The organism is Pseudomonas sp. AK-TSAG1-1, assembly GCF_056821665.1.
In genome coordinates, this window is the sequence record NZ_CM165965.1 from 5,718,000 (window position 1) to 5,742,642 (window position 24,643).

17 protein-coding genes are annotated in these 24,643 nt (G+C 60.4%); 5 read left to right on the forward strand and 12 right to left on the reverse strand.

Translation table 11 applies throughout. The features are described 5' to 3' along the window. Positions 1-2 precede the first annotated feature (2 nt). The 8 genes from fdhA to AC1UK9_RS25995 all read right to left on the reverse strand — a co-directional run bounded on the left by fdhA (position 3) and on the right by AC1UK9_RS25995 (position 10,059). On the reverse strand, positions 3-1,202 hold the full coding sequence (fdhA, locus tag AC1UK9_RS25960; protein WP_007962594.1) for a formaldehyde dehydrogenase, glutathione-independent: 1,200 nt from the start codon (positions 1,200-1,202) through the stop codon (positions 3-5). Positions 1,203-1,407: 205 nt separating this feature from the next. After that, a complete protein-coding gene (purU, locus tag AC1UK9_RS25965; RefSeq protein ID WP_025108559.1) occupies positions 1,408-2,265 on the reverse strand; it encodes a formyltetrahydrofolate deformylase in 858 nt (285 codons plus the stop codon). A gap of 138 nt (positions 2,266-2,403) precedes the next feature. After that, positions 2,404-3,036 (reverse strand): sarcosine oxidase subunit gamma, encoded by a 633-nt coding sequence (locus AC1UK9_RS25970; protein WP_034155013.1) that lies wholly within the window; start codon positions 3,034-3,036, stop codon positions 2,404-2,406. Between the two features lie 144 nt (positions 3,037-3,180). Next, the gene (locus AC1UK9_RS25975) at positions 3,181-6,198 is read right to left on the reverse strand and encodes a sarcosine oxidase subunit alpha (RefSeq protein WP_482578742.1); all 3,018 of its coding nucleotides are present in this window, start codon (positions 6,196-6,198) and stop codon (positions 3,181-3,183) included. After that, positions 6,195-6,524, reverse strand: coding sequence for a sarcosine oxidase subunit delta (locus AC1UK9_RS25980; RefSeq protein WP_473013778.1), 330 nt, complete (start codon positions 6,522-6,524; stop codon positions 6,195-6,197). Before AC1UK9_RS25980 ends, AC1UK9_RS25975 begins: the two co-directional genes overlap by 4 nt. Before the next feature lie 14 nt (positions 6,525-6,538). Continuing rightward, positions 6,539-7,789 carry a sarcosine oxidase subunit beta gene (locus tag AC1UK9_RS25985; RefSeq protein ID WP_003206307.1) on the reverse strand — a complete coding sequence of 417 codons (1,251 nt, stop codon included), beginning with the start codon at positions 7,787-7,789 and terminating at the stop codon, positions 6,539-6,541. Between the two features lie 20 nt (positions 7,790-7,809). Then, positions 7,810-9,063, reverse strand: coding sequence for a serine hydroxymethyltransferase (gene glyA, locus AC1UK9_RS25990; RefSeq protein ID WP_482578743.1), 1,254 nt, complete (start codon positions 9,061-9,063; stop codon positions 7,810-7,812). A gap of 285 nt (positions 9,064-9,348) precedes the next feature. Beyond that, on the reverse strand, positions 9,349-10,059 hold the full coding sequence (locus tag AC1UK9_RS25995) for a TraX family protein (protein ID WP_482578744.1): 711 nt from the start codon (positions 10,057-10,059) through the stop codon (positions 9,349-9,351). Positions 10,060-10,185: 126 nt separating this feature from the next. On the opposite strand from AC1UK9_RS25995, the gene AC1UK9_RS26000 reads away from it, so the two are divergent. The 4 genes from AC1UK9_RS26000 to AC1UK9_RS26015 all read left to right on the forward strand — a co-directional run bounded on the left by AC1UK9_RS26000 (position 10,186) and on the right by AC1UK9_RS26015 (position 14,314). Then, the gene (locus AC1UK9_RS26000; RefSeq protein WP_025108555.1) at positions 10,186-11,226 is read left to right on the forward strand and encodes a threonine aldolase family protein; all 1,041 of its coding nucleotides are present in this window, start codon (positions 10,186-10,188) and stop codon (positions 11,224-11,226) included. 208 nt (positions 11,227-11,434) lie between these two features. Then, complete coding sequence (locus AC1UK9_RS26005; RefSeq protein ID WP_482578745.1) at positions 11,435-12,259, forward strand: SDR family oxidoreductase; 825 nt, start codon at positions 11,435-11,437, stop codon at positions 12,257-12,259. A gap of 88 nt (positions 12,260-12,347) precedes the next feature. Continuing rightward, on the forward strand, positions 12,348-12,833 hold the full coding sequence (locus tag AC1UK9_RS26010; protein ID WP_482578746.1) for an Hcp family type VI secretion system effector: 486 nt from the start codon (positions 12,348-12,350) through the stop codon (positions 12,831-12,833). Continuing rightward, positions 12,830-14,314: a hypothetical protein gene (locus AC1UK9_RS26015; RefSeq protein WP_482578748.1), complete on the forward strand. Its 1,485-nt coding sequence runs from the start codon at positions 12,830-12,832 to the stop codon at positions 14,312-14,314. Before AC1UK9_RS26010 ends, AC1UK9_RS26015 begins: the two co-directional genes overlap by 4 nt. Positions 14,315-14,933: 619 nt before the next feature. Here the strand turns inward: AC1UK9_RS26015 and gbcB are convergent. Continuing rightward, positions 14,934-16,034, reverse strand: coding sequence for a glycine-betaine demethylase subunit GbcB (gbcB, locus tag AC1UK9_RS26020; RefSeq protein ID WP_025108553.1), 1,101 nt, complete (start codon positions 16,032-16,034; stop codon positions 14,934-14,936). Positions 16,035-16,317: 283 nt separating this feature from the next. Between gbcB and gbcA the strand changes: the two genes are divergently transcribed. Then, positions 16,318-17,613 carry a glycine-betaine demethylase subunit GbcA gene (gene gbcA / locus AC1UK9_RS26025; RefSeq protein WP_025108552.1) on the forward strand — a complete coding sequence of 432 codons (1,296 nt, stop codon included), beginning with the start codon at positions 16,318-16,320 and terminating at the stop codon, positions 17,611-17,613. Between the two features lie 103 nt (positions 17,614-17,716). On the opposite strand, the gene AC1UK9_RS26030 is transcribed toward gbcA, so the two are convergent. The 3 genes from AC1UK9_RS26030 to AC1UK9_RS26040 all read right to left on the reverse strand — a co-directional run bounded on the left by AC1UK9_RS26030 (position 17,717) and on the right by AC1UK9_RS26040 (position 24,466). Then, complete coding sequence (locus tag AC1UK9_RS26030) at positions 17,717-18,961, reverse strand: metallophosphoesterase family protein (RefSeq protein ID WP_482578749.1); 1,245 nt, start codon at positions 18,959-18,961, stop codon at positions 17,717-17,719. Between the two features lie 25 nt (positions 18,962-18,986). Next, positions 18,987-20,855 (reverse strand): c-type cytochrome, encoded by a 1,869-nt coding sequence (locus AC1UK9_RS26035; protein WP_025108550.1) that lies wholly within the window; start codon positions 20,853-20,855, stop codon positions 18,987-18,989. Between the two features lie 158 nt (positions 20,856-21,013). Continuing rightward, positions 21,014-24,466, reverse strand: coding sequence for a GMC oxidoreductase (locus AC1UK9_RS26040; protein WP_482578750.1), 3,453 nt, complete (start codon positions 24,464-24,466; stop codon positions 21,014-21,016). Between the last annotated feature and the right edge of the window lie 177 nt (positions 24,467-24,643).

The window sequence follows — 24,643 nt, forward strand, 5'->3', positions numbered from 1 at the left end:
ACTTACGCCGCACTGAACAACCGATGCGGATCAATCACAAACTTCTTCGGCACGCCAGCATCGAACTCGCCGTAACCTTCCGGCGCCTGATCAAGGCTGATGACCTGCACGCCCACCACTTCGGCAATGTTGATGCGGTCCCACATGATGGCCTGCATCAGCTGGCGGTTGTACTTCATCACCGGGGTCTGGCCGGTGTGGAAGCTGTGGGATTTAGCCCAACCGAGGCCGAAGCGAATGCTCAGGCTGCCCATTTTTGCGGCGGCGTCCACGGCGCCCGGGTCCTCGGTCACGTACAGCCCCGGGATACCGATCTTGCCCGCCACACGCACCACGCCCATCAGCGAGTTGAGCACGGTGGCCGGGGCTTCTGATTTCACTCCGTCATGACCATGGCCACGGGCTTCGAAGCCCACGCAATCCACCGCGCAATCAACTTCCGGCTCGCCCAGCAGGGCGGCGATCTGTTCATGCAACGGCGTGTCCTTGGACAGGTCGACCACTTCAAAACCCTGAGCCTTGGCGTGCGCCAGGCGGATGGTGTTGACGTCACCGATGATCACCACCGCAGCGCCCAGCAGACGCGCCGAAGCAGCAGCGGCCAGACCGACCGGGCCGGCGCCCGCAATGTAAACGGTGCTGCCCGGGCCAACGCCCGCAGTGACCGCGCCGTGATAACCGGTCGGCAGGATGTCGGAGAGGCAGGTCAGGTCACGGATTTTCTCCATGGCCTTGTCGCGGTCCGGCAGTTTCAGCAGGTTGAAGTCAGCGTACGGCACCAGCACGTATTCGGCCTGGCCGCCGGTCCAGTCGCCCATGTCGACGTAACCGTAGGCACCGCCGGCACGGGCCGGGTTGACGGTCAGGCAGACACCGGTGTGCTGCTCCTTGCAGGAACGGCAGCGCCCGCAAGCCACGTTGAACGGTACGGAGACCAGGTCGCCGATTTTCAGGTTCTCGACGTCGGAACCCTTTTCGATCACTTCGCCGGTGATTTCATGGCCCAGCACCAGACCGGTCTGCGCCGTGGTACGGCCACGCACCATGTGCTGGTCGGAGCCACAAATGTTGGTGGACACCACACGCAGGATGACACCGTGCTCGATCTTCCTGCCGCGCGGGTCCTGCATTTTCGGATAGTCGATTTTCTGTACTTCGACCTTGCCAGCGCCGAGATACACCACACCACGATTGCCAGACATGCTTTCACCTCGCTGTTGTTTTTATGGAACCGCGTTGCCCAGGCAGGCAGCGCGTTAAGTGCTCGGGTTTTGCTTGTTGGTTTTGCGTTGTCAATTATGGCCCCTTCGCGAGCAAGCCCGCTCCCACAGGGGATTTGTGTTGAAACAAAGATCTCTGTCATACCTGAGATCAAACTGTGGGAGCGAGCCTGCTCGCGAAAGCGATCTAAAGAACGACCGTGCGATTGGCGTTGAGAAACACCCTCCGCTCAATGTGATACCCAACGGCCCGGGCCAGGGTCAGGCCTTCAATATCGCGCCCCTTGGCAATCAGATCCTCGGGGTAATGACTGTGATCCACCGCCTCGACGCCCTGGGCAATAATCGGCCCTTCATCGAGATCGTTGTTGATGTAATGCGCCGTGGCGCCCACCAGTTTCACGCCTTTGTTGTAGGCCTGGTGATACGGCTTGGCCCCCTTGAACCCCGGCAGCAACGAGTGGTGAATGTTGATCGCCTTGCCGTCGAGCTTGCGGCACAACTCCGGCGACAGCACCTGCATGTAGCGGGCAAGAATCACCAGCTCAGCGCCGGAGTCCTCGATCACCTGCCACACCTGACGCTCCTGCGACGGCTTGTCGTTGGGGTCGAGGGGGAAGTGGTAGTAGGGAATCTGGTGCCAGTCGGCCAGCGGCTTGAGGTCCGGGTGATTGGACACCACCGCCGCCACGTCCATCGACAACTGGCCGATGCGCTGGCGATAGAGCAAATCGTTGAGGCAGTGATCGGCCTTGGAGACCATGATCACCACTTTCGGCCGATAGTTCGGCGCGGTCAGTTCGAAGATCATGCCGAAGGCCTGTCCGCGTTCGGCCAAGCCTGCACGGAAGGATTGTTCGTCGAAGCCGTCAGGCTGACGGAACTCCACGCGAATGAAGAAGCGGCCCGAGAGCCGGTCATCGAACGAGTGGTGCTCGGTGACGTAGCAACCCTGCTCGAACAGAAAACGCGTCACCGCGTCCACGGTGCCGAGGACGCTGGGGCAGTCGGCGGTCAGAATCCATGTGTCTGGGGCGCGGCTCATGGTGCGGTGACTCCTGTTCTGTGTTCGGGGTGTCAGGGGGATTTTTTCCCCTCACCCTAGCCCCCTTGGGGGAGAGGGTTGGGGTGAGGGGGCAAAATTCTCAGGCCCTACACGCAAGCTAGCTCGACGCAATTCACCTCAAGCCTGGACGCTAAGCCCGTATTCGGCGGACGCATCCTGCAGCCACAGCCACCAGTAATCCGAGAAGCTGCGACGAATCAGCAATTCCCAGGTGTCTTCCGCCGTATGGCGAATCATCAGCTGCGACTTGGCGAACACCGTGCCGACCGCTTTGCCAACCGGGAAGTTATTCGGGTGCACGTCGTAGCTGGTGGATTTCATCAGCACCTGACGCACGTTCGGCCCGCTCAGTTCGAGCACTTGCTGGCCGCCGCTGACGTTGACGATCGCGATGTGCAGATCGCCCAGCGCTTCACGCAGTTTCTGCTCGGCGGCGAACTCTTCACCGCTCGGCACGATCAGCAGCCACTCGTCCGGGCCCATCCATTGCAGGCTGGTTTCGCCTTTGACGATCACGCTCAGCGCGCCGGGCAACTCAATGCCCAGGGCCTTGTGCACGCCAGCGGCGAAGGCGGCATCGTGGCCATCGCCACGAATGGTCAGGTGACCGAGGAGTTTCTTTTCACGCACGATCACGCCGGCGTTCTTGCGTCCCTTGCCGACCAGGCTGGCGAGGTCGGCATGGTGCAGCGACGATTCGGCACGGGCACCGGTGGTCGGGCGTTGTTGGTACACGTTGGCTGTGGTCATAAAGCACCTTTGCTGAATTCTGTTGGTTCCTGCGGTGGCGGCTCTACCGCTTTCGCGAGCAGGCTCGCTCCCACAGGGGAACGCGGTCGAATGTGGGAGCGAGCCTGCTCGCGAATAGCCGCCCGCCCACAGTTCTTGAGGCCATCAAATGTTCTGCCGATCACCCTTCGGATCGAAGAACACCGAAGAAACAATCTCCGCCTCGATCACGCTGCCATCGGCCAGCGGTGCAAACACCCGCTCGCCCATGCGCTTCAGACCGCCCTTGACCACCCCCATGGCAAACGAATAACCGAGGGAGTTGTGCGCGTAACTGGAGGTGACGTGGCCGACCATGGTCATCGGGATCGCCTGCTTGGTGTTGAACACCAGTTGCGCACCTTCCGGCAGCCACACGTTCGGATCGATCGGCTTCAAGCCCACCAGTTGTTTACGCTGATCACGCACACAGTCTTCACGGTTCATGCCGCGCTGGCCGATCCACGAGAACGGTTTGGTGCGCCCCACACACCAGCCCATGTTCAGATCGTCCGGGGTCATCGAGCCGTCAGTGTCCTGACCGACGATGATGAAACCCTTCTCGGCGCGCAGCACGTGCATGGTTTCGGTGCCATATGGCGTCAGGTTGAAGGCCTTCCCTGCCTCAACAATCTTCTCCAACACACCCATCGCGTAGTCGGCCTGCACGTTGACTTCGTACGACAGCTCACCGGTGAACGAGATGCGGAACACCCGCGCCGGCACACCGCCGACCAGACCTTCTTTCCAGGTCATGAACGGGAAGGCTTCGTTGCTCAGGTCGATATCCGTCACAGCGCTGAGCAGCTTGCGGCTGTTCGGGCCGGACAGGGTCATGGTTGCCCAGTGGTCGGTGACAGAGGTGAAGTACACCTTCATGTCCGGCCATTCGGTCTGGTGGTACAGCTCCAGCCATTGCAGTACGCGGGCCGCGCCGCCGGTGGTGGTGGTCATGACGAAATGGTTGTCGGCCAGGCACGCCGTCACACCGTCATCGAAGACCATGCCGTCTTCTTTGCACATCAGGCCATAGCGGGCCTTGCCCACGTCGAGCTTGGTCCAGGCGTTGGTGTACACGCGGTTAAGGAACTCGCGGGCATCCGGGCCTTGAATGTCGATCTTGCCCAGGGTCGAGGCGTCGAGCAGGCCGACGCTGTCGCGCACAGCCTTGCATTCGCGCTTGACTGCTGCATGCAGGTCTTCGCCGTTTTTCGGGAAGTACCAAGGACGCTTCCACTGACCGACGTCTTCGAATTCGGCGCCGTTCTTCACATGCCAGGCATGCAGCGCGGTGTGACGCACCGGTTCGAAGATGTGCCCGCAATGACGCCCGGCCACAGCGCCGAAGGTCACCGGCGTGTAGTTCGGGCGGAACATTGTGGTGCCCATCTGCGGGATGGTCACGTTCAGCGAACGGGCGGCAATCGCCAGGCCGTTGACGTTGCCGAGCTTGCCCTGATCGGTGCCGAAGCCCAGCGCGGTGTAACGTTTGACGTGTTCGACCGACTCGAAACCTTCGCGGGTCGCCAGTTCGATGGCGGCGGCGGTGACGTCGTTCTGCAGGTCGACGAATTGTTTCGGCGCACGCGAGGTGCCCTTCTCATGCGGTACCTGGAACAGCGCCAGGGTCGCTTCTTCGAGACGGCTCAGCGCTTTGGGCAGCGTACCTTCAACCACACCGAAACCGGCTTCACTGGCAGCGCGTGCGCCACCTTCGAAACCATCGGCCAGCGAATCACCGAGGCCGTAAACGCCATTGATGCCGCCGACACACACGCGCTTCTGCGGTGCTTCGCCCGGTACGAAACCGAGGATGTCTTCACGCCAGGTCGGCTTGCCGCCGAGGTGCGATGCCAAGTGAACGACCGGGCTGTAACCACCGGAACTGGCGATCACGTCGCAGTCGAGCCACTCGCCCGGACTGGTCACGGCATGTGCTTTGACATCAATTGCGGCGACGCGGGCAGCGGTAACGCGTTTGCTGCCACGGGCTTCGATCACGGCGCTGCCGGTGAGGATGCGGATACCTTTGGCGCGGGCTTCTTCCACCAGCGCACCACGCGGGTTGCTGCGCGCATCAGCGATGGCCACCACTTGCAGACTGGCGTCGAGCCAATCGAGTGCCACGCGGTAGGCGTGATCGTTGTTGGTGGTCAGCACCAGTTTCTTGCCCGGTGCCACGCCGTAGCGGCGTACGTAAGTCGAGACCGCACCGGCGAGCATGTTGCCCGGCACGTCGTTGTTGCCGTAGACCAGCGGACGTTCGTGCGCACCGGTCGCCAACACCACACGCTTGGCGCGAACGCGGTGGATGCGCTGACGCACCTGGCCGATTGGCGCGCGGTCACCGAGGTGATCGGTGAGGCGTTCGTGAATGGTCAGGAAGTTATGGTCGTGGTAGCCGTTGACCGTGGCGCGCGGCAACAGCAGCACGTCCGGGGTGTTCTTCAATTCAGCGATGACGCTGGCAACCCACTCCACCGCCGGCTTGCCGTCGAGGCTTTCGCGGGAATCAAGCAGACTGCCGCCGAACTCCTCTTGCTCATCGGCAAGAATCACCCGGGCACCGCTGCGCGCAGCGGCCAAGGCAGCCGCCAGACCGGCAGGGCCGGCGCCGACGATCAGCACGTCGCAGTGCTGGTTCATGTAGTCGTAGGTGTCCGGATCGACTTCGGTCGGCGAGCGGCCCAGGCCGGCAGCTTTACGAATGTACTTCTCGTAAGTCATCCAGAACGATTGCGGGTACATGAAGGTTTTGTAGTAGAAACCCGGTGGCATCAGCTTGCCGCCGACCTTGCCGAGAATGCCCATCATGTCGTTGTTGACGCTCGGCCAGCCGTTGGTGCTGGTGGCGACCAGGCCTTGATACAGCGCCTGTTGCGTGGCGCGCACGTTGGGAATCTGCGTGGCTTCGGTCGCACCGATCTGCAGCACCGCGTTCGGCTCTTCGGCACCGGCGGCGAAGATCCCGCGAGGACGCGAATACTTGAAGCTGCGGCCAATGATGTCGACGCCGTTGGCGATCAGCGCCGAGGCCAACGAATCGCCCTCGAAGCCTTTGTAGTTCTGACCGTTGAAGGTGAAGCTCAGCACTTTGTTGCGGTCGATCCGTCCACCGTTGGACAGGCGATTGGTCTGGCTCATACCTTCTCTCCCAGCGCCGGCGTGGCTGTTTTCGCAGTGTCAGCCTTGTCGGTGAATTGCGGCTTGGTGCCGATCTTGTAGGTTTCGAGAATCTCGTAGGTCACGGTGTCGCGGGTGACGTTGAAGTACTGGCGGCAACCGGCGACGTGATCCCACAGCTCGTGGTGCAGACCGCGCGGGTTGTCGCGGAAAAACATGTAGTCGCCCCACTCTTCATCAGTGCAGGCGCCAGGATCGAGCGGGCGCGGAATGTGCGCCTGACCGGATGCGTGGAATTCCTCTTCGGAGCGCAGTTCGCCGCAGTGAGGACAGAAGATATGCAACATGGGGATTTCTCCTGTTAGTGGGCGACGGCAGCAGCGCCGTGTTCGTCGATGAGTGCGCCGTTGTGGAAACGGTCGATGGAGAACGGTGCAGCCAATGGGTGCATTTCACCCTTGGCCAGGCTTGCGGCAAACACGTTGCCCGAGCCAGGTGTGGCCTTGAAGCCACCGGTGCCCCAACCGCAGTTGAAGAACATGTTCGGTACCGGGGTTTTCGAAATGATCGGGCAAGCGTCCGGGGTGGTGTCGACGATGCCGCCCCACTGGCGGTTCATGCGTACGCGCGACAGCACCGGGAACATCTCGACGATGGCCTGGATGGTGTGCTCGATCACCGGGTACGAACCGCGCTGGCCGTAGCCGTTGTAGCCGTCGATACCGGCGCCGATCACCAGGTCGCCCTTGTCGGACTGGCTGATGTAACCGTGCACGGCGTTGGACATGATCACGCTGTCGATAATCGGTTTGATCGGCTCGGACACCAGCGCCTGCAGCGGGTGGGATTCGATCGGCAGACGGAAACCGGCGAGTTTGGCCATGTGCCCGGAGTTACCGGCGGTGACCACGCCGACGCGCTTGGCGCCGATGAAACCCTTGTTGGTCTCAACACCGATGCACACACCGTTTTCCTTACGGAAACCGATCACTTCGGTCTGCTGGATCAAGTCCACGCCCAAGGCGTCGGCGGCACGGGCAAAGCCCCAGGCCACGGCATCGTGACGAGCGACCCCGCCGCGACGCTGAACGGTTGCGCCCATCACCGGGTAACGGGTGTTTTTCGAGCAGTCGAGGTACGGAATTTCGTCAGCCACTTGCTTGGCATTGAGCAGCTCGCCGTCGACGCCGTTGAGGCGGTTGGCGCTGACCCGACGCTCGGAATCACGGATGTCCTGCAGGGTGTGGCACAGGTTGTAGACGCCGCGCTGGGAGAACATCACGTTGTAGTTCAGGTCCTGGGACAGGCCTTCCCACAGTTTCATCGCGTGTTCGTAGAGGTGCGCCGACTCGTCCCACAGGTAGTTGGAACGCACGATGGTGGTATTGCGCGCGGTGTTGCCGCCGCCCAGCCAGCCTTTCTCGACCACGGCCACGTTGGTGATGCCGTGTTCCTTGGCCAGGTAGTAGGCGGTCGCCAGACCGTGCCCGCCACCGCCGACGATGACCACGTCGTAGACCTTCTTCGGCGTGGGCGTGCGCCACATGCGCTGCCAGTTTTCGTGGTGGCTGAGGGAGTGTTTGAAGAGGCCGAAGCCCGAATAGCGTTGCATAGTCATTTACTCCAAACCGCTCAGCGATAAACCGGGTAGTCGGCGCACAGTGCCGCGACGTTCTTGGCCACATTCGCTTCAACGTCGGCGTCACCGAGGTTGTCGAGGATGTCGCAGATCCAGCCGGCCAGCACTTCGCACTGGGCAACCTTGAAGCCACGCGTGGTGACTGCCGGGGTGCCGATGCGCAGGCCCGAGGTCACGAACGGCGACTGCGGGTCGTTCGGCACAGCGTTCTTGTTGACGGTGATGTGCGCACGGCCAAGGGCGGCGTCTGCATCTTTACCGGTCAGGCCCTGACGGATCAGGCTGACCAGGAACAGGTGGTTGTCGGTACCGCCGGACACTACATCGTAGCCACGTTTGATAAACACGCTGGCCATGGCCTGGGCGTTGTCGATCACTTGTTGCTGATAAGCCTTGAAGCCTGGCTCCAGCGCTTCCTTGAAGCACACCGCTTTACCGGCGATGACGTGCATCAGCGGGCCGCCCTGAGCGCCGGGGAATACCGCCGCATTGAGCTTCTTCTCGATCTCTTCGTTGGACTTGGCCAGGATCAGCCCGCCACGCGGACCGCGCAGGGTCTTGTGAGTCGTGGTGGTGACCACGTCGGCGTACGGCAGCGGGTTCGGGTACAGACCGGCGGCCACCAGACCGGCCACGTGGGCCATGTCGACGAACAGCAATGCGCCAACCTTGTCGGCGATCTGCCGGAAGCGCGGGAAGTCCAGGGTCTTGGAGTAGGCGGAGAAACCGGCGACGATCATCTTCGGCTTGCACTCGACGGCCAGACGCTCGACTTCGTCGTAATCGATCAAACCGGTGTCGGTGTTGATGCCGTACTGCACCGCGTTGTACAGCTTGCCCGAGGACGACACTTTGGCGCCGTGGGTCAGGTGACCGCCGTGGGCCAGGCTCATGCCGAGGATGGTGTCGCCCGGCTGGATCAGCGCCAGGTACACGGCACTGTTGGCCGACGAACCGGAGTGCGGCTGGACGTTGGCGTAATCGGCGCCGAACAGCTGCTTGGCGCGTTCGATGGCCAGCGCTTCGACTTTATCCACATGCTCGCAGCCGCCGTAGTAGCGCTTGCCCGGATAACCTTCGGCGTATTTGTTGGTCAGGCCGCTGCCTTGCGCTTCCATGACGCGTTTGCTGGTGTAGTTTTCCGACGCGATCAGCTCGATGTGATCTTCCTGACGTTGCTCCTCGGCATTCATCGCCGCCAGCAGTGCATCGTCGTAACCCTGGATCTGGTCTTGCTTGCTGAACATCGCGTCTCTCCCGGCGGCGTCGGTGCGCCATTTTGTCTTGGTCAGGCCGCGGTCTTGCGACAGTGCCCTTTGATGCGATGGTATGACCGGCGCAGACAGCTCAAATGCCTACGGACGCCACGCAAAGGTGCGTTTACGACATGGTTCGAAATGGCTTGCCCGACACATTCATCGAATCGGCGCAGATCCCCTGTGGGAGCGGGCTTGCTCGCGAAGGCGGATTGTCATTCACCCTCTCCGTTGACTGAACCACCGCTTTCGCGAGCAAGCCCGCTCCCACAGGGGTTATGTGAAGAGCTGGCGGAGGGCGAGCAGCAAGAGGAAATGCACGGGATAGAGTGCGTAGGCCCAACGGCGCATGGGCGGCGGATGGAGAGACCTGGCGTGTCGCAACAAGAACAGCCCGAGCATTGGCGCAATCAGACATGCCGCGATGCCGAACACCGCCACGTAGTTGCCGAACTGCGCCGCCTCATACAGCACCTGCCACTGATTGCCCGCCAGACACACCAGCCCCGGCAGCAGACTGAAATACCAGCGCCGACCAATCACCAGCAGCAACGCCAGCGGCAACAGCACACCCGACACGCCGAACATCAGCCACTGCGAAAACAGCGCCGCCAGCACCAAGGCACCGACGCCCAACAGTCGCGACAGCAGCGTGCGATCCTGCCAGCCCCGCGCCACCAGCAACCCCAGCGCCAGCGTGGGCATCACGTTCAAGGTGTCGGGATCAGGAATGTACCAGCGGTAGGGAATCTCGCTGACTGCACTGAACAGCAGCAGCCAGACCAGATAGCGCCATTGCGTTTTCTGCGCGCCGGCACGCGAGAGATTCGCCGCCATCGCCAGACAGAACCACGGGAAGGCCATCCGCCCCGGAACATACAGCCAATCGGCGCTGATCCCGACATATCGCAGGTGATCGAGCAGCATGCTCAACAACGCCAGCCACTTGAGCAAATCCAGCGCGCCGTCGCGTTTAGTCACGTGCATAATCGGGTCGCCTACTGGTAATTTTCTGACAGCGACATCCCGTGTGCTCCCCGGAAGATCTTCGGTAAAGTGCGCACCATCATTGACCACGAGCCTTCACAAGAGTCTCGACCACGGAAGCCGGCCATGACCGACAAGAGCCAACAATTCGCCAGCGACAACTACTCCGGTATCTGCCCTGAAGCCTGGGCTGCCATGGAACAGGCCAACCACGGCCACCAGCGCGCCTATGGTGACGATGAGTGGACCGCACGCGCGTCCGATCATTTCCGCAAACTGTTCGAAACCGACTGCGAGGTGTTCTTCGCCTTCAACGGCACCGCCGCCAACTCGCTGGCGCTGTCGTCGCTGTGCCAGAGTTACCACAGCGTGATCTGCTCGGAAACCGCCCACGTCGAAACCGACGAATGCGGCGCGCCGGAATTCTTCTCCAACGGCTCTAAACTGCTGATCGCCGGCACTGAAAACGGCAAGATCACCCCGCAGTCGATCCGTGAAGTCGCGCTCAAGCGCCAGGACATCCACTATCCCAAACCACGCGTTGTAACGCTGACCCAGGCCACTGAAGTCGGCAGCGTCTACACCCCGGAAGAAGTCCGCGCCATCAGCGCCACCTGCAAGGAACTGGGCCTGCACCTGCACATGGACGGCGCGCGTTTCTCCAACGCCTGCGCCTTCCTCGGCTGCTCGCCGGCCGACCTGACCTGGAAGGCCGGCGTCGATGTGCTGTGCTTCGGCGGCACGAAAAACGGCATGGCGGTGGGTGAGGCCATTCTGTTCTTCAACCACAAACTGGCTGAAGACTTCGACTACCGCTGCAAGCAGGCCGGACAACTGGCGTCGAAAATGCGCTTCCTGTCGGCGCCATGGGTCGGCATTCTCGAAAACGACGCCTGGCTCAAATACGCCCGTCACGCCAACCACTGCGCGCAACTGCTGGCCGAGCTGGTCAGCGACATTCCGGGCGTCGAACTGATGTTCCCGGTGCAGGCCAACGGCGTGTTCCTGCAACTGTCGGAGCCGGCCATCGCCGCCCTGACCGCGAAGCAGTGGCGCTTCTACACCTTCATCGGCAAGGGCGGCGCACGCTTCATGTGCTCGTGGGACACCGAAGAAGAACGCGTGCGCGAACTGGCCCGCGACATCCGCGAAGTCATGTCCGCCTGATAGCTCCCCTCCCCTGCGGGAGCGAGCCTGCTCGCGAAGAGGCCGGCGCATCCGACATAGAACTCGGCTGACAGACCGCTTTCGCGAGCAGGCTCGCTCCCACAAAAGCTCGCCCAATCCAATCGCCCCTCCTCGTTCGCACCTGAAGACTTCGTCTACATTGTCTGTCGAGCCCTCCGCTCACATAACAATAAGCAGGAGCATCGGCATGTCGTTACAAGGCAAAACCCTGTTCATCACCGGCGCCAGCCGTGGCATTGGCCGTGAGATTGCGCTGCGGGCCGCAAAGGACGGGGCCAATATCGTCATCGCCGCCAAGAGCGCCGAACCCCACGCCAAATTACCCGGCACCATCCACAGCGTCGCCGCCGAAGTCGAAGCGGCGGGCGGCACAGCGTTGGCATTGCAACTGGATGTGCGTGATGAAGACGCCGTGCGCCAGGCACTCGCGCAAGCCAACGAACACTTCGGCGGTATCGACGCATTGGTGAACAACGCCGGAGCGATCAAGCTCACCGGCGTGCAACACATCGAACTCAAGCGTTTCGACCTGATGCACCAGATCAACACCCGCGCGGTGCTGCTGTGCAGCCAGGCCGCCCTGCCCTATCTGAAGAAATCCGCCGGGCACATCCTCAACCTGTCGCCGCCGCTGAATCTGGCGAGCAAGTGGTTCGCGCAGTACAGCCCGTATACGGTGACCAAGTACGGCATGAGCATGCTGACGGTGGGCATGAGCGAGGAATTCGCCAGTTACGGGATCAGCGTCAACTCACTGTGGCCGCAGACGATGATTGCCACGGCGGCGATCGAGTTTCAGCTGGGCAATCGCGATTCATTCAAGCATGCACGTTCGCCTTCGATCATGGCGGACGCGGCGCATGTGATTTTGACTAGCCGCCAACGGCGGATCACCGGGCGGTTGCTTATCGACGAAGAAATTTTGCGCGAGCACGGCGTGACTGAATTCGATCACTACCGCTTTGAACCGGGCAGCACTGCAACCCTGATGCCCGACTTGTTTATCGACTGAAATTTTCAGAATCGGACTACGCACCGGCCTACATAAAACCCGCAAACCCCGCCATAGACTGCCGGTTCCCCTTCCAAGGAACGCAGCTATGGCGAACCCCGGTTACATGACCATTACCGGCAAGACTCAGGGACTGATTTCAGCGGGATGCTCAACTGCGGAGTCCATCGGCAACAAGTTTCAAGCTGCCCATACCGATGAAATCATGGTGCTGTCGTACAGCCACAACATGAACAACACCGAGAACAGCAGCAGGTCGACACATGCCCCGATCATCATTACCAAAAGTATCGACAAGTCTTCGCCACTGTTGGCGCAGGCGCTCTCCAACCGGGAAGAAATAAGCTGCACGATCAACTTCTATCGAACTTCACCGCAAGGTCAGCAGGAAAAATACTATTCCGTCGCCCTTGATGGCGCCGTGTTGGCCGATCTGTCACAGGATATGCCGCACGTGATCCTGCACAACGACGCTGAGCCTCAGGAACACGTTTCCATCCGTTACCGCGGCATCAGCTGGGTGCATCACAGCGCCGGCACCACCGGGTATTCCTCGTGGGGCGATCAAGGTTGATCGATCCACGTCATGGCCTTGGCGACGTTCAGCACGCCGCCGGTAACCTGCTCGGACAAGCATTGACCATGAGCGCTCGCTATCTGACGTTCGGCATCGCGCGCGTACAGTTCAATCAGGAGGTCGCGCGCTTTGCCAAACGCATCGTCGATGAGGTCGCCAGCGGCCGATTGCCCCCGGAGCAAGGCCTGCACGCGCTCGCGCAGGAGCAGAACAGCCTCCTCAACCAATCCAGAACTCTTAACCTGAGCGCCCGTAACGTCATGACCGAAACGGTCAAACGGCGTCCGTTGTCGATGCTGAGCCAATCTGCCTCACACTCCGATCCGGATCGCCTGCTGCGGGCTGTTCATCAACAGAATGGGCAAGTGTCGAAGCTCACCAGCGCGAACACGCCTCATGCCCCCTCTCCCCAGCCCGTCAACGACCTGAAGTTTTTCCCCAGCGAACACTGGCCGCAAATGCGCGCAGCCCCGCAAGAGCCGGGCTTCTACATCGTGCCGAAAAGTATTTCTGCGGAACAACTGGAAGTCCGACTGTTCCCGTCGCCCCAACCAGACGTCATCGCCCGATTCAGAAGCCTGAATCCAAATCTGGATCAAGTGAAAGCCGGGTCGATGATCGTTCTGAGTGACCCGAACAATCAGCAATGTACATATGAAGAATCACTGCTGATGGAAACCGCACAAATCGTCAGAACGGCGCTGGAACCGTTGACGGCGGAGGAAGCGGACTTCATGGCGCAGCACTATGGCGTTATTCAGGGCGCGCTCTCAGTTGAATCGAAAGTGATAGGCGTCGTCACGGCCATGGCGGCCAATCATCTGGATGACATAAAAACTGTTCTTGAGGGCATTGAAAACCTGCATACCCACACCCTCGATGCCAATGGCAGCCTGAACTCAAAGGAGTTTAAAAAACAACGTGCAGAGCTGCTTAAAAAACTGGATCGCCAACTCACTAACATCACCAACAAAACCATCGGCCTCCCAGATCACCCGAACCTCAAAAAAGCCCTTGGCATTGATCACCCTCACCTTGTGCACCGCTGGATAAAAGCCGGCGGTATCGGTCAAAACCCGGGTTATGCCACTCACATTCGAGCAGTCACCCAAGCATCGCAATACGTCAAATATGGCGGCTGGATCGGTACAGCAGTGGGCGGCGGCGCCTCGGCCTTGAAGGTGCAGGATGTTTGCCTGCATGGGAATACCGAGCCGTGTGAAAAGGTGAAATTCACTGAGACCGGAAGCTTTATGGGTGGGATGGCTGGGGGAGCAATCAGCAGTCGCATTCTGACTGCATCGGTAGCAGCGAAAATCTGTGTGGGAATAGGTGTTCCGACAGGAGGAGTTGGCACTCTCGTCTGCGGTGCAGTAGCGGTGGGCGTCGGATCCCTTGCAGGGGCAATAATAGGTGAAACATTGGGTGAAGATGCTGCCGAGATAATTTTCAAGACACTAGGTGAGTCGCCTGATTAGACATTTGCCTGGAACAGAAACAGCTAAAACTTCAAGCAACGCCAAATAGCGCTTTCCTTATGAAACCACGAACAAAGATATGCAAAAAATGCAGCGCAAAAAACAAAAAAACAATCTCCACATGCCATACCTGTGGCTGCCGGTTTGAAAAGCATGCGCCGAAGCGGAGAAGATGGTTTGCGCTTACACCAAGAAGGCGGGGACTTCTAATATGTGACATTACGACACTGGGCTTATTCATTATTGCCGCTCGGGCGATTTACAAACAAAGCATTCAATTCCCTTACAGAATTCAGAGAAAAACCCAGTGGTACGAATTCAATGGACTGGAAATAGCCGCTCCCTTGTCAGCAATGTTTATGCTAGCGATTTTAATGATGACCTTTTCAATCGTTATTGGAGACCAAGGTAAACGTTTCAATTCAAAGCCATTTGACAGGGTGTTGATTTACAGCTCTATCACAACTCCACTGCTTTATTTCGGCGCGTCTTTTTTTGGACACCCCGTCCGGTAGCGCGGGTGCTTATAACCGGAAGAGCCTTCATACAAATGCAACAGCGATAAACAATTGCCATGACTTGTCAGTCATGGCAGATAGTGAACCTTTACATTTCTTTATTAAAACTCAATCCGCACATCCCCCTTCGGCACACTGCAGCACGACAAGATAAACCCTTCAGCCTCGTCGTCCTCGGTAATCCCGCCGTTGTGCTCCATCTCCACTTCGCCGCCCAGCTTCAGTACCTTGCACGTCCCGCAAATCCCCATGCCGCAGGCTTTCGGAATCATCAGGCCGAGCTTGGCAGCCGCCGCATGCACGGTCTCGCCCGGGGCTACGCGGATGCTCTTGCCGGACGCGGTGAATTCGACCTGATGCAGATCCGCCGCATCGATTTCCGGGGCATCGGCTGCCTGCTCGGCCTGCTCCACCGCATCGGCACGGGCTTCCGGTGGCGTAGCACCGAAAGATTCCTCGTGGTAACGGCTCATGTCGTAACCGGCGACTTCCAGCAGGCGCTTGACCGCGTTCATGTACGGCGTCGGGCCGCAGCAGAACACTTCGCGCTCAAGGAAGTCGGGCACCATCAGTTCGAGCATCTTGTGATTGAGGTAGCCACGATAGCCGGCCCACGGCTCACCCAGCCCGTGTTTCTCGCAGATCAGGTGCAGGCTGAAGTTGTCGATCCGCGACGCCATGTGTTCCAGCTCGCGGTGGTAAATGATGTCTTTCGGCGAGCGCGCGCTGTGGATAAAGGTCATGTCGACGTTGGCGTTGGTGTCGTAGAACCAGCGCGCCATCGACATGCACGGGGTGATCCCCACGCCGCCGCTCAGATAAAGCACTTTCGGGCTCGGGAAGTCGATGGCGTTGAACAGTCCTACCGGCCCGTGCACCGCCAGTTCCTGCCCTTCATGAAGGGTGTCGTGCAGCCAGTTGGACACCTTGCCGCCCGGCACACGCTTGATGGTCACCGAAAAGCTGTACGGCACCGACGGCGAACTGGAAATCGTGTACGAGCGCATGATCGGCTGGCCTTCGATTTCCAGCTCCAGGGTCACGAACTGGCCGGGCTTGAAGAAGAACAGGATCGGCTGATCCGCCATGAAGCAGAAGGTGCGCACGTCCCAGGTTTCCTGGATGACTTTGACGCAACGGACGATGTGTCGGCCATTGGCCCAGGTCTGGGTGGTGACCGGATTCAGGAAGCTGTTGGACATGCTGTTCTCCACGGCCGACTGTCGGCCTTCATGTGGCGATTCTGCGTATAGCGCAGACCGCCCGTTTACCTATCCGCGACATCGGCATACTTATCGCGACCAGCCCCCAACCACCGGGGGTTGCGCGTCGGGAACAGATTGCACCATGTCGCCCATGGATAAGGTTCCGGGCAGCGCCGGCCCCACACTCGCCCCACACCAAGACAGATTCTTTACACCTTGCGTAGCACAACCGTATTAGCCACTTTCGCCGGCCACGCAGATGGCCATGAGGATCACATCGATGGACGTCACCGCAAAAATCAGCCTGGGCGATCCGCTGGAACCCGCACGCAAGGCCACCGCACAAATGCTCCAGGAGCGCGAGCGCACCTTTTCGCTGCCGCAACCGTTCTACAGCGACGAGCGGCTGTTCGATATCGACATGCAGGAGATCTTCCAGAAAGAATGGCTGATCGCCGGCATGACCTGCGAGATCCCGGCCAAAGGCAACTACCTGACGCTGCAGATCGGCAAGAACCCGATCATCGTGATCCGTGGTGCCGAAGGCGTGGTGCATGCGTTTCACAACGTCTGCCGGCACCGCGGTTCGCGCCTGTGCACCAGCGACAAGGGCAAGGTCGCCAAACTGGTCTGCCACTACCACCAGTGGACGTACGAGCTGGACGGTCGCCTGCTGTTCGCCGGCACCGAAATGGGCGCCGACTTCGACATGAAGCAGTACGGCCTCAAACCAGTGAACGTGAAGACCGCCGGCGGCTACATCTTCATCAGCCTGGCGGAAAATCCGCCGGCCATCGATGACTTCCTGTCGACGCTGAACCACTACATGGAACCGTACGATATGGAGAACACCAAGGTGGCGATCACCACCACCTTGATGGAAAAGGCCAACTGGAAACTGGTGCTGGAAAACAACCGCGAGTGCTACCACTGCAACGCGTCGCACCCGGAACTGCTGAAAACCCTGCTGGAGTGGGACGACGTCACCGACCCGCGCGCCGATCAGGCATTCAAGGATCACGTCGCCGCCTCTGCTGCCGCCTGGGAAGCCGAGAAGATCCCTTACGCCCACGCCAGTTTCGGCCTGCGTAACCGCATCGTGCGCATGCCGCTGCTCAAGGGCACCGTGTCGATGACCCTCGATGGCAAACAGGGCTGCGCGAAACTGATGGGCCGCATCAAGAATCCGGACCTCGGCTCGATGCGCATCCTGCACCTGCCACACTCGTGGAACCACTGCATGGGCGACCACATCATTGTCTTCACCGTGTGGCCGATCAGCGCCCAGGAAACCATGGTCACCACCAAATGGCTGGTGCACAAGGACGCGGTCGAAGGCGTGGACTACGACGTCGAGCGCATGCGTCAGGTGTGGGATGCGACCAACGATCAGGACCGTCGTCTGGCTGAAGAGAACCAGCGTGGGATCAACTCGACGGCTTACCAGCCGGGGCCGTACTCCAAGACCTATGAGTTTGGCGTGGTCAACTTCGTCGACTGGTACAGCGAGCGTCTGTTGAGCAACCTTGGGGCCGAGCCTGCGCCGTACCTCAAAGGCGTGCCGGTCCAGGGCTAAAAGCAAAGGCAAAAAGCTTCGCGAGCAGGCTCGCTCCTACAGGGGAACGCATTCCAACTGTAGGAGTGAGCCTGCTCGCGATGGCGTCCTCACATTCACCCAATTATTTGGATGACCACCTCACACTGCCATCCTCGCCAATAAACTCCTCAAAAATCTCCTCCCCCACCAACCTGATTTTCGCGTACCCGTTCAACACCCGCAGCGGATAGTCTGGGTCTTTTGCATCCTGAGTCTCCGAAAACAGCACCCGCGAATGCCCGTTCAGCTCGCTGGTGGTGCCATAGGGAATCGCTCCGTGCCCGGCGCAGCGCGCGTGCAAACCGCCCTGGGTCGCGTAGACGATGCCGTTGTGCAGATGTCCCCAGTACCAGTAATCCGGCTCGCGCCCCAATGCATCGCACACCGGTTGGTACAGCGCGGTCTTGTTGTGTCCGGTGATATCGAAGCCCTGATGGTGGCTCAGCACCATGAGTTTCTTGCGTTTCGGCAAGCCTTTCATCCACTCGATCTGCGGCTTGTTCAGCGTACCGTCCATGTACAGATTCATGACATCCGAGGCGTACGCCGTGTCCAGTCCGACAATCAGCCAGTCGTCGTTGATCAGGGCAAAGTAGCTGGTGCCCTGCTGCCCCGGAAAACGCGCGGCCAGCTCCTTGAAATAACCGTGGGCGCCGCTGTACATCTCGTGATTGGAATTGAGGGTGAACGAACCGTGGGTGCCCATCGGCCAGCCGGCCATGTCGGTGTCTTCCTGAGAATGCGTACCGGCGTAATAGACATCCCCCAGGTGAATGGTGAAATCGGCGTTGGCCAGCTGCATCTGGTTGGCCACCGACACCGCCGGCGCATGGCTGTTGAACGGCCCCGTGCCCCAGTCCCCGGCAATCGCCAGCGTCACGTCGCGATCCATTTGCACCAGCGCCGGGTCAGTACCGAAGGTCGCGTGATGACGCAGGTTTTCGATCCACTTGAGCAGTGCTTCGCTCCACAGCAGATCCAGCAGTTCCCACTTGCGACATCCCAACAGCGTGCCGTCCTTGAGCACTTTGGTTTGCAGTTGGTCGGGTGATTGCGGCAAGGGGGTCGCGTTGCCGATCCGCAGGATCGACAAACCGTGGGACAACTCCCACGGCACGGCCGGCTCGTCGTCCGGCAACTCGCCGTACTTGAGCACGTACTGCGCCTGATCGTGACCGCGCTGGAGCAACTTGATGATGGCCTGAAACTCCTCGGGTTCCAGTTCGCTGATGAGCTTCATCCAGGCCATTTCCACACGCGTGAACAGACCGTGCAGACGTACTTTGACCTTGTCGATTTCATGCTTGAGATGAGCGACTGCTGACATGACGAAATCCTCTATCCGTAAGGGCTCACAGGGTTTTCATGAATTCGATCAGCGCACGCTTGTCGTCGTCCGACAGCTGCGTGCCATACAAGTGACCGGTGTTGTGGTTGCCCTCCAGCCGGGTGTCGTAGTTGAAGTCCGCCGAGGCCTTGGCCTGGGCACCCGTGGTGACGAACCCGACGTTGACCGGGTCGTACACGTCGGAGCCGGTGATGAACACGACCGGACGTTTTTCCGGCGGTTGCAGCAGGTCCCACAAAGTCGGCACCGAACCGTTGTGCAGGTAAGGCGCACGCAACCAGACGCCGTCAGTCGGCGTGTTGCTGTAGCTCTGGGTCTTGCGATACGCACCGAAGTCGAACGGCGGTTTCTTGAAGGTATGGAACGCCGCCACCAGACCGGTGGTGAACGAGTCCAACCGATGTGGATCAGTGCCCAGTTGATCGATGTGGGTGGTGACCTGCCCGGTATCGGCACGCCCGAAGTCGTGACAAGCGGCGCAATTGGCCTCCCAGATCGGTTTGCCCTGGGCGACTTTGGCCTGATCCAGTGCCCACGGCCACGCCGGTGCCTTGTGCCCGAGCAGCCAGTTGGTCACGCGGTTGAAACTGGGCGGGAGCACCGATTCCGGTGTTGCGCCCACGGCCATGGCGGCGGCGTAGTTGCGTTCATGGATTTTGTTGTTATTGCCGTCCCAGTGCAGGTACATCGATTCCCGCGGTTTCTGGTTCCACACTTGCGGCAGGTCGACAGTGCCGATGGTCGAGTCATCCGGGAAGCCGAACACCACCATTTTCGTCGGGTTGAAGGTGTCGGTGCGCCCCGGCCCCTGTTGCGGCCGCAGCTTCTGCCAGGCGTAGGCCTGCTTCTGCTTGAGCAAGGCGCTTTTCGCCATCGGGATGATCAGGTAACGGTTGTAGAGTTTCTCGAAGAAGCCCAGCTGGAATTTGCTGTTGATCGCCGCCATCACCGCGTCGGTGGTGAATTTCGGATCGCTGGCGCAATCGTAGGCGTACCACTGGAAGGCCTGCAGTTGCAGGGTGTTGGCCGGCGCGCTCGGCACGTTGACCGCGACGTCGCTGGCACTGGCGCGGTAGGAACCGGTGTGGCACAGCGCGCAGTTCGGCTCTACCGTCGGGTAGCCGATCTGCCGCTTGGCCATGCCGATCGGCAGGTCCTTGCCGTTCTCATAGAGGAAGCCGAAGACTTCCCAGCCGCCGGGCTTGGGCATTTTTTCCGGGCACATCTGCGGCAGCACGGCAAACAGGTAATACGGGATTCGCGCTTCGATGCCCAGGCCGATGGCGGCGTATTTGTAGTGATCCTCGTCCGAGGCGTATTCCTGCTCCGGCACCACCCGCAGCATCTGGTACCAGGTCTCGTAACCGATGAAACCGAGCACTGCCAGCACCACCAGTGTTCCGACCTTGAAGCCGTGGCTCTGCCATTGCCGCTTCCACGCCGCGCGCCATTCACGCCAGCCATCGCACAGCAGCGCCCATGGCCGGTTCTGCGGCGTGGTGCCGAGGTACAGCAAAATGCCGAGGATCAGAAAGAAGCTCAGATCGCCCATCAGCATCGGTACGAACACCGAGCCCTGGATGCTGGTATTGATCAGGTAGATCCAGAACACCACAGCAATCAGCCGTGTCAGTACGCACAGCCAGGAATGCACCACATAGCGCGGCGCGTTGAAGCCCGACGGCATGTAAAACACGCTGATGCCCACCAGCAGCATCCCGGCGTTTTCCAGCCATGGATCGGAAAGTTGCGGCGGCAGACCGACCACCGATGTCAGCAACCCCGGCGCAAACAGCGCAGGGATCGCGAACACCATGTTCATCGCAATGCCGATCCAGATGAAGCGTTGAAACCAGCGAATACAGGTATCCATGTCATCCATTTCCTTGTGCAGACCCAAGAGATACATCGCCAGACACAGCGCTTTCGCGAGCAAGCCCGCTCCCAGACTGGATTGGGGATCTCCCACCGACTGACACAAAAAACCTGTGGGAGCGAGCTTGCTCGCGAAGCGGTCGACTCGGTCCGACGTCAACCGAGGGCAGTTTTCTCCAGGTGCTCAAGGATGATCGGATACACATCCACCACCGCATTCTTGCCGAACATGCAGTCGATGTGGCCATAGCCTGGCACCACATGCCGGCTGTAGCGCTCCGGCCCGTGGACTTCGCACACTCGCTGGTAGGTTTTCAGCGTACTTTCAGGCAGATAACACTGGTTCTCCGCGCCGCTGATGAAACAGATCGGCATGCTCAGCCGATCGAAGTGCGGCATGTACACATCGTTGCCTTTGAAATCCACCAGATGCCCTTTGCGCACGATCAGTGCCAGGTGCTCGAAGGTCTCGATGTTCGACTCGCCGAACAACTCATGCAGGTTGTCGTGCAGGGTTTCGTTGAGGGTGTCGTGGCGATACAGCGAGGCGTACATGAAGGTAATGCGGTGGCACACCGGATTGGTGCAATAACCCTGCGCCTCGATCCGTGCGTAGCCGTTGAGGGCCTTGTCGTAGAGCCGGTTGAACCAGTTCTCCTTGCTGTCGGCATAGGCGGTCATCGACTTGATACCGATTGCATCGAGCATCCCCGGCAGGTGCAGACCGGCCTTAAGTCCCGTCGCAGTGGCGACCACGGTGTCAGCGGCAATCTGCGAGCAGACCACCGAACGCACACCTTGCAGCCCCGCCAGCATCGACATGAAGAACGTCGTCGCGCCGTAGCAGTGCACCACGCACTGCACATCTTTGGCGTGAGTCGCTTGCTGAATTTGCGCGATGGCAGCCTTGAAGTCGTACTGGGCGATCTGGTCGCCGTTCCATTCCTTCTTGCTCGCCGGCAACAGAATGCTCACACGGAAATCCAGCAACCACACGTCGTAATCGTGCTTGCACAGGTACTCCAGCAGGTTGGTCTGGATGGTGTCGGTAGAAAAGATGTTCGAACCCACACCCAGGCCATGCACCAGCATCACCGGGCCTTTGCTGCCGGCCTGATAACGGGTCAGGCGCAGCTCGACGCCATCCTCGGTGGGGAAGAAATGCACCACTGGGGTGGGCGCATCCAGCGGCCGTTTCAGCCGTGGCGGCGCATCGGGGTTGAAGTAGATATCGCCAGCGAAGACCCCGCCGTAACTTTCCCAGAGAATCCCGGCGAAGAACTTGCCGAACCGCGCCAGCCCTTCGATGCGCTCACGCTCGTTACGCGCATTGAGCACTTTCATGGTGGTCATCTGCTTGGCGAAATCGGTCGGATGAATGTGCATCACCCCGGAGCCGATCACCTCGCCCGACTTGTCCGGCCCGCGATACAGCGTCACATAGAGGGTGCTGGTGTCGTGCCAGATGTTCAGCACGCCGTTGTCTTCCGGCACGGTTTTGAAGGCGCTGAAGAAATAGTCGTTGCCGTCCTCGGCGGTCAGTTTCATGTCGTACTTCATGTGCCGCGTATCGACCTGCTGCTCGAATTGCTCGAACAGGTTGAACACGCCATTGCTGGCCGTCAGTGGCTGTGGTGACAGCGCCGGGGCGATCACTGTGCCGACGATGGTCGCGGCGTGTTCCGGCTCCTTGATCATCCGGTTGAGGTCGTTGGCGGTAATGGTCAGGGTGAAGTCGATCGGCGAATTGTCCGCCTCGCCGCGTTTGGCTGCCGCTTCGTAGACTTTCAGGTCGGTGCTTTGCGCGGCAGTGAACGCCCGGGAGAAATAGCCCTTCATGGTTTCGGTGAACTGCACCCCGAGGGTCGGCGGCGCCACTTGTTTGCGCGGTGCCGAGGGCAGCGTGTAGTCGATGTGCCAACCGCGGTCGGCGGCCAGCAGGCCCATGTTGCGCTCGCTCACAGCGGAGATGGTCAGCAACGGATTGACCGCCAGCGACGTCGGGATCACCGCGCCGTCGGTCACGTACAGGCTGGCGTAGACATCCGTGCCGGCAGCGCCGCTGAACACCTGGCCCTTGTGATTGACCACGCCTTGCGCAGCGTCTTCGCCCATCACGCAACCGCCCAGCGGATGCACCGAAACAATGCTGTGCTTGAGCAATTGGGTCCAGATCGGATTCTCCACCCAGACCCCGCCCAATGCCTTGGTGCTCTGATACAGGCGTTCGTTGCCGAGCTTGAAGTTTTCCTGCTCGCCGACACCCGGCCAGTCGATGCGCAACTGGTCTTTGTTGTCGAGAATCATCCGGCCCTGGCCGCTGTCGTGGCTCATGATCAGGTAGGTCTGCATGTTGTGCAGCGCGCCGTGATACGGGCCGCGCAGGAAGCTTTCGGCTTCGCGCTCCTTGTAGCCGAGCTTGCCGCTGAAACTGTCATCGGTGGCCTTGCCGATCATCTCGGCGAACCCGGCCATGGCCGGCACCATCGGCCGGCCGAGAGCGCCAGGAATCGAACCTTCCTCGATGACCATGCGGCTGCGCCAGTCACCTTCGGTGCGCATGTCGATGACCGAGGTGATGCACGGGCCGACCGGTTGCAGTTCCTTGGCCGAATGCGCGCCGAAGCCGATGCCGTTGATGGTCTGCTCGCAGTTGTGGCCGAAGCCGAGGATGTCCCCGTTGCCGCTCATGTTCTCGCCTAGCTGGCCAGACATCACCAGGCCCTTGTCCCGCGAGCGCAGGAGAATTTCGGTAGAGCCGAGGGTGCCGGCGGAGACCACGACGATGTCGGCCTTCACAAACAGCGTCGGCGCCGAGAACATCTCACGCCCACTGTCCAGATACTGGAAGTGCACGATCCAGCCATCACCATCACGCTCCAGGTAACGCACCTCGGCCTGGCAGAAAATCTCCGCGCCGTGGTTCCAGGCGTCCGGCAGATAGTTCATCAACGTGGTGTTCTTGGCCTTGTTGTTACAGCCCGAGACGCAGTCGCCGCACTGGTTGCACGGCAGCTGCTCGACGCCGACATGGTTGAGGTTGTTCGGCAGCCTGTCGAAGGTCACGTTGATCGGCGGCTTGTAGAAATGCGCGCCCTGCTTGAGGTAGTCCGCGGACTTTTTGTTGGCGTCGAGCTTGGGCAGGTTCGGCGCGTTGTTCGGATAGGGATTGGGTTTGAGCATTTCCCGGGCGCGGGCGTAACCGTCCTTGAGCAGCGTATCGCGGTGTTCACGCACCGCCTGCGGCCAGCGCGGGTCATCGAACACCCCGGGTTCCGGCTCCAGGGCAACGTTGGCATTGATCAGCGAGGTGCCGCCGAGGCCGCAACCGACCACCACGTTCTGCTGGGCGTTGACGTGCAGATCGAACAGCCCGGTGCGCGAGCCGATATGGCCGTCCGGGTCGTGAACCTGTAGCTCTTCGGTCGCGGCAATCATGGTGTTGGGGTATTCACCGGGCTGGATTTCCCGCCCGCGTTCAAGCAGGCACACCTGCTTGCCGGCTCGGGACAGGCGCGACGCAGCAATGCCGCCGCCATAACCGGAGCCGATGACGATCACGTCATAGTGTTCCTTGATCTCGCTGATGGGCGTTGCGATGCGTGTCATGAAGGTGTTCCTCTCTCAGGCAGATGGGGCAACTCTGCGGTTGCCTGCAATCAATGGACGAACGGGCACCTGGCCTCCGGGACGAGCCCGGCGACAGCACAGCGGTTGCAGCAGAGGTCGCTACAGACGAGCGTGTTGATTGGCGGCACGACGTAACGTGCGCTTGCGTGGCGAGGG

What these genes read in the sequence shown, in the direction of transcription:
- fdhA (WP_007962594.1), bottom strand. Translation starts at nt 1,202, where the DNA reads ATGTCTGGCAATCGTGGTGTGGTGTATCTCGGCGCTGGCAAGGTCGAA.
- purU (WP_025108559.1), bottom strand. Translation starts at nt 2,265, where the DNA reads ATGAGCCGCGCCCCAGACACATGGATTCTGACCGCCGACTGCCCCAGC.
- AC1UK9_RS25970 (WP_034155013.1), bottom strand. Translation starts at nt 3,036, where the DNA reads ATGACCACAGCCAACGTGTACCAACAACGCCCGACCACCGGTGCCCGT.
- AC1UK9_RS25975 (WP_482578742.1), bottom strand. Translation starts at nt 6,198, where the DNA reads ATGAGCCAGACCAATCGCCTGTCCAACGGTGGACGGATCGACCGCAAC.
- AC1UK9_RS25980 (WP_473013778.1), bottom strand. Translation starts at nt 6,524, where the DNA reads ATGTTGCATATCTTCTGTCCTCACTGCGGCGAACTGCGCTCCGAAGAG.
- AC1UK9_RS25985 (WP_003206307.1), bottom strand. Translation starts at nt 7,789, where the DNA reads ATGCAACGCTATTCGGGCTTCGGCCTCTTCAAACACTCCCTCAGCCAC.
- glyA (WP_482578743.1), bottom strand. Translation starts at nt 9,063, where the DNA reads ATGTTCAGCAAGCAAGACCAGATCCAGGGTTACGACGATGCACTGCTG.
- AC1UK9_RS25995 (WP_482578744.1), bottom strand. Translation starts at nt 10,059, where the DNA reads ATGCACGTGACTAAACGCGACGGCGCGCTGGATTTGCTCAAGTGGCTG.
- AC1UK9_RS26000 (WP_025108555.1), top strand. Translation starts at nt 10,186, where the DNA reads ATGACCGACAAGAGCCAACAATTCGCCAGCGACAACTACTCCGGTATC.
- AC1UK9_RS26005 (WP_482578745.1), top strand. Translation starts at nt 11,435, where the DNA reads ATGTCGTTACAAGGCAAAACCCTGTTCATCACCGGCGCCAGCCGTGGC.
- AC1UK9_RS26010 (WP_482578746.1), top strand. Translation starts at nt 12,348, where the DNA reads ATGGCGAACCCCGGTTACATGACCATTACCGGCAAGACTCAGGGACTG.
- gbcB (WP_025108553.1), bottom strand. Translation starts at nt 16,034, where the DNA reads ATGTCCAACAGCTTCCTGAATCCGGTCACCACCCAGACCTGGGCCAAT.
- gbcA (WP_025108552.1), top strand. Translation starts at nt 16,318, where the DNA reads ATGGACGTCACCGCAAAAATCAGCCTGGGCGATCCGCTGGAACCCGCA.
- AC1UK9_RS26030 (WP_482578749.1), bottom strand. Translation starts at nt 18,961, where the DNA reads ATGTCAGCAGTCGCTCATCTCAAGCATGAAATCGACAAGGTCAAAGTA.
- AC1UK9_RS26035 (WP_025108550.1), bottom strand. Translation starts at nt 20,855, where the DNA reads ATGGATACCTGTATTCGCTGGTTTCAACGCTTCATCTGGATCGGCATT.
- AC1UK9_RS26040 (WP_482578750.1), bottom strand. Translation starts at nt 24,466, where the DNA reads ATGACACGCATCGCAACGCCCATCAGCGAGATCAAGGAACACTATGAC.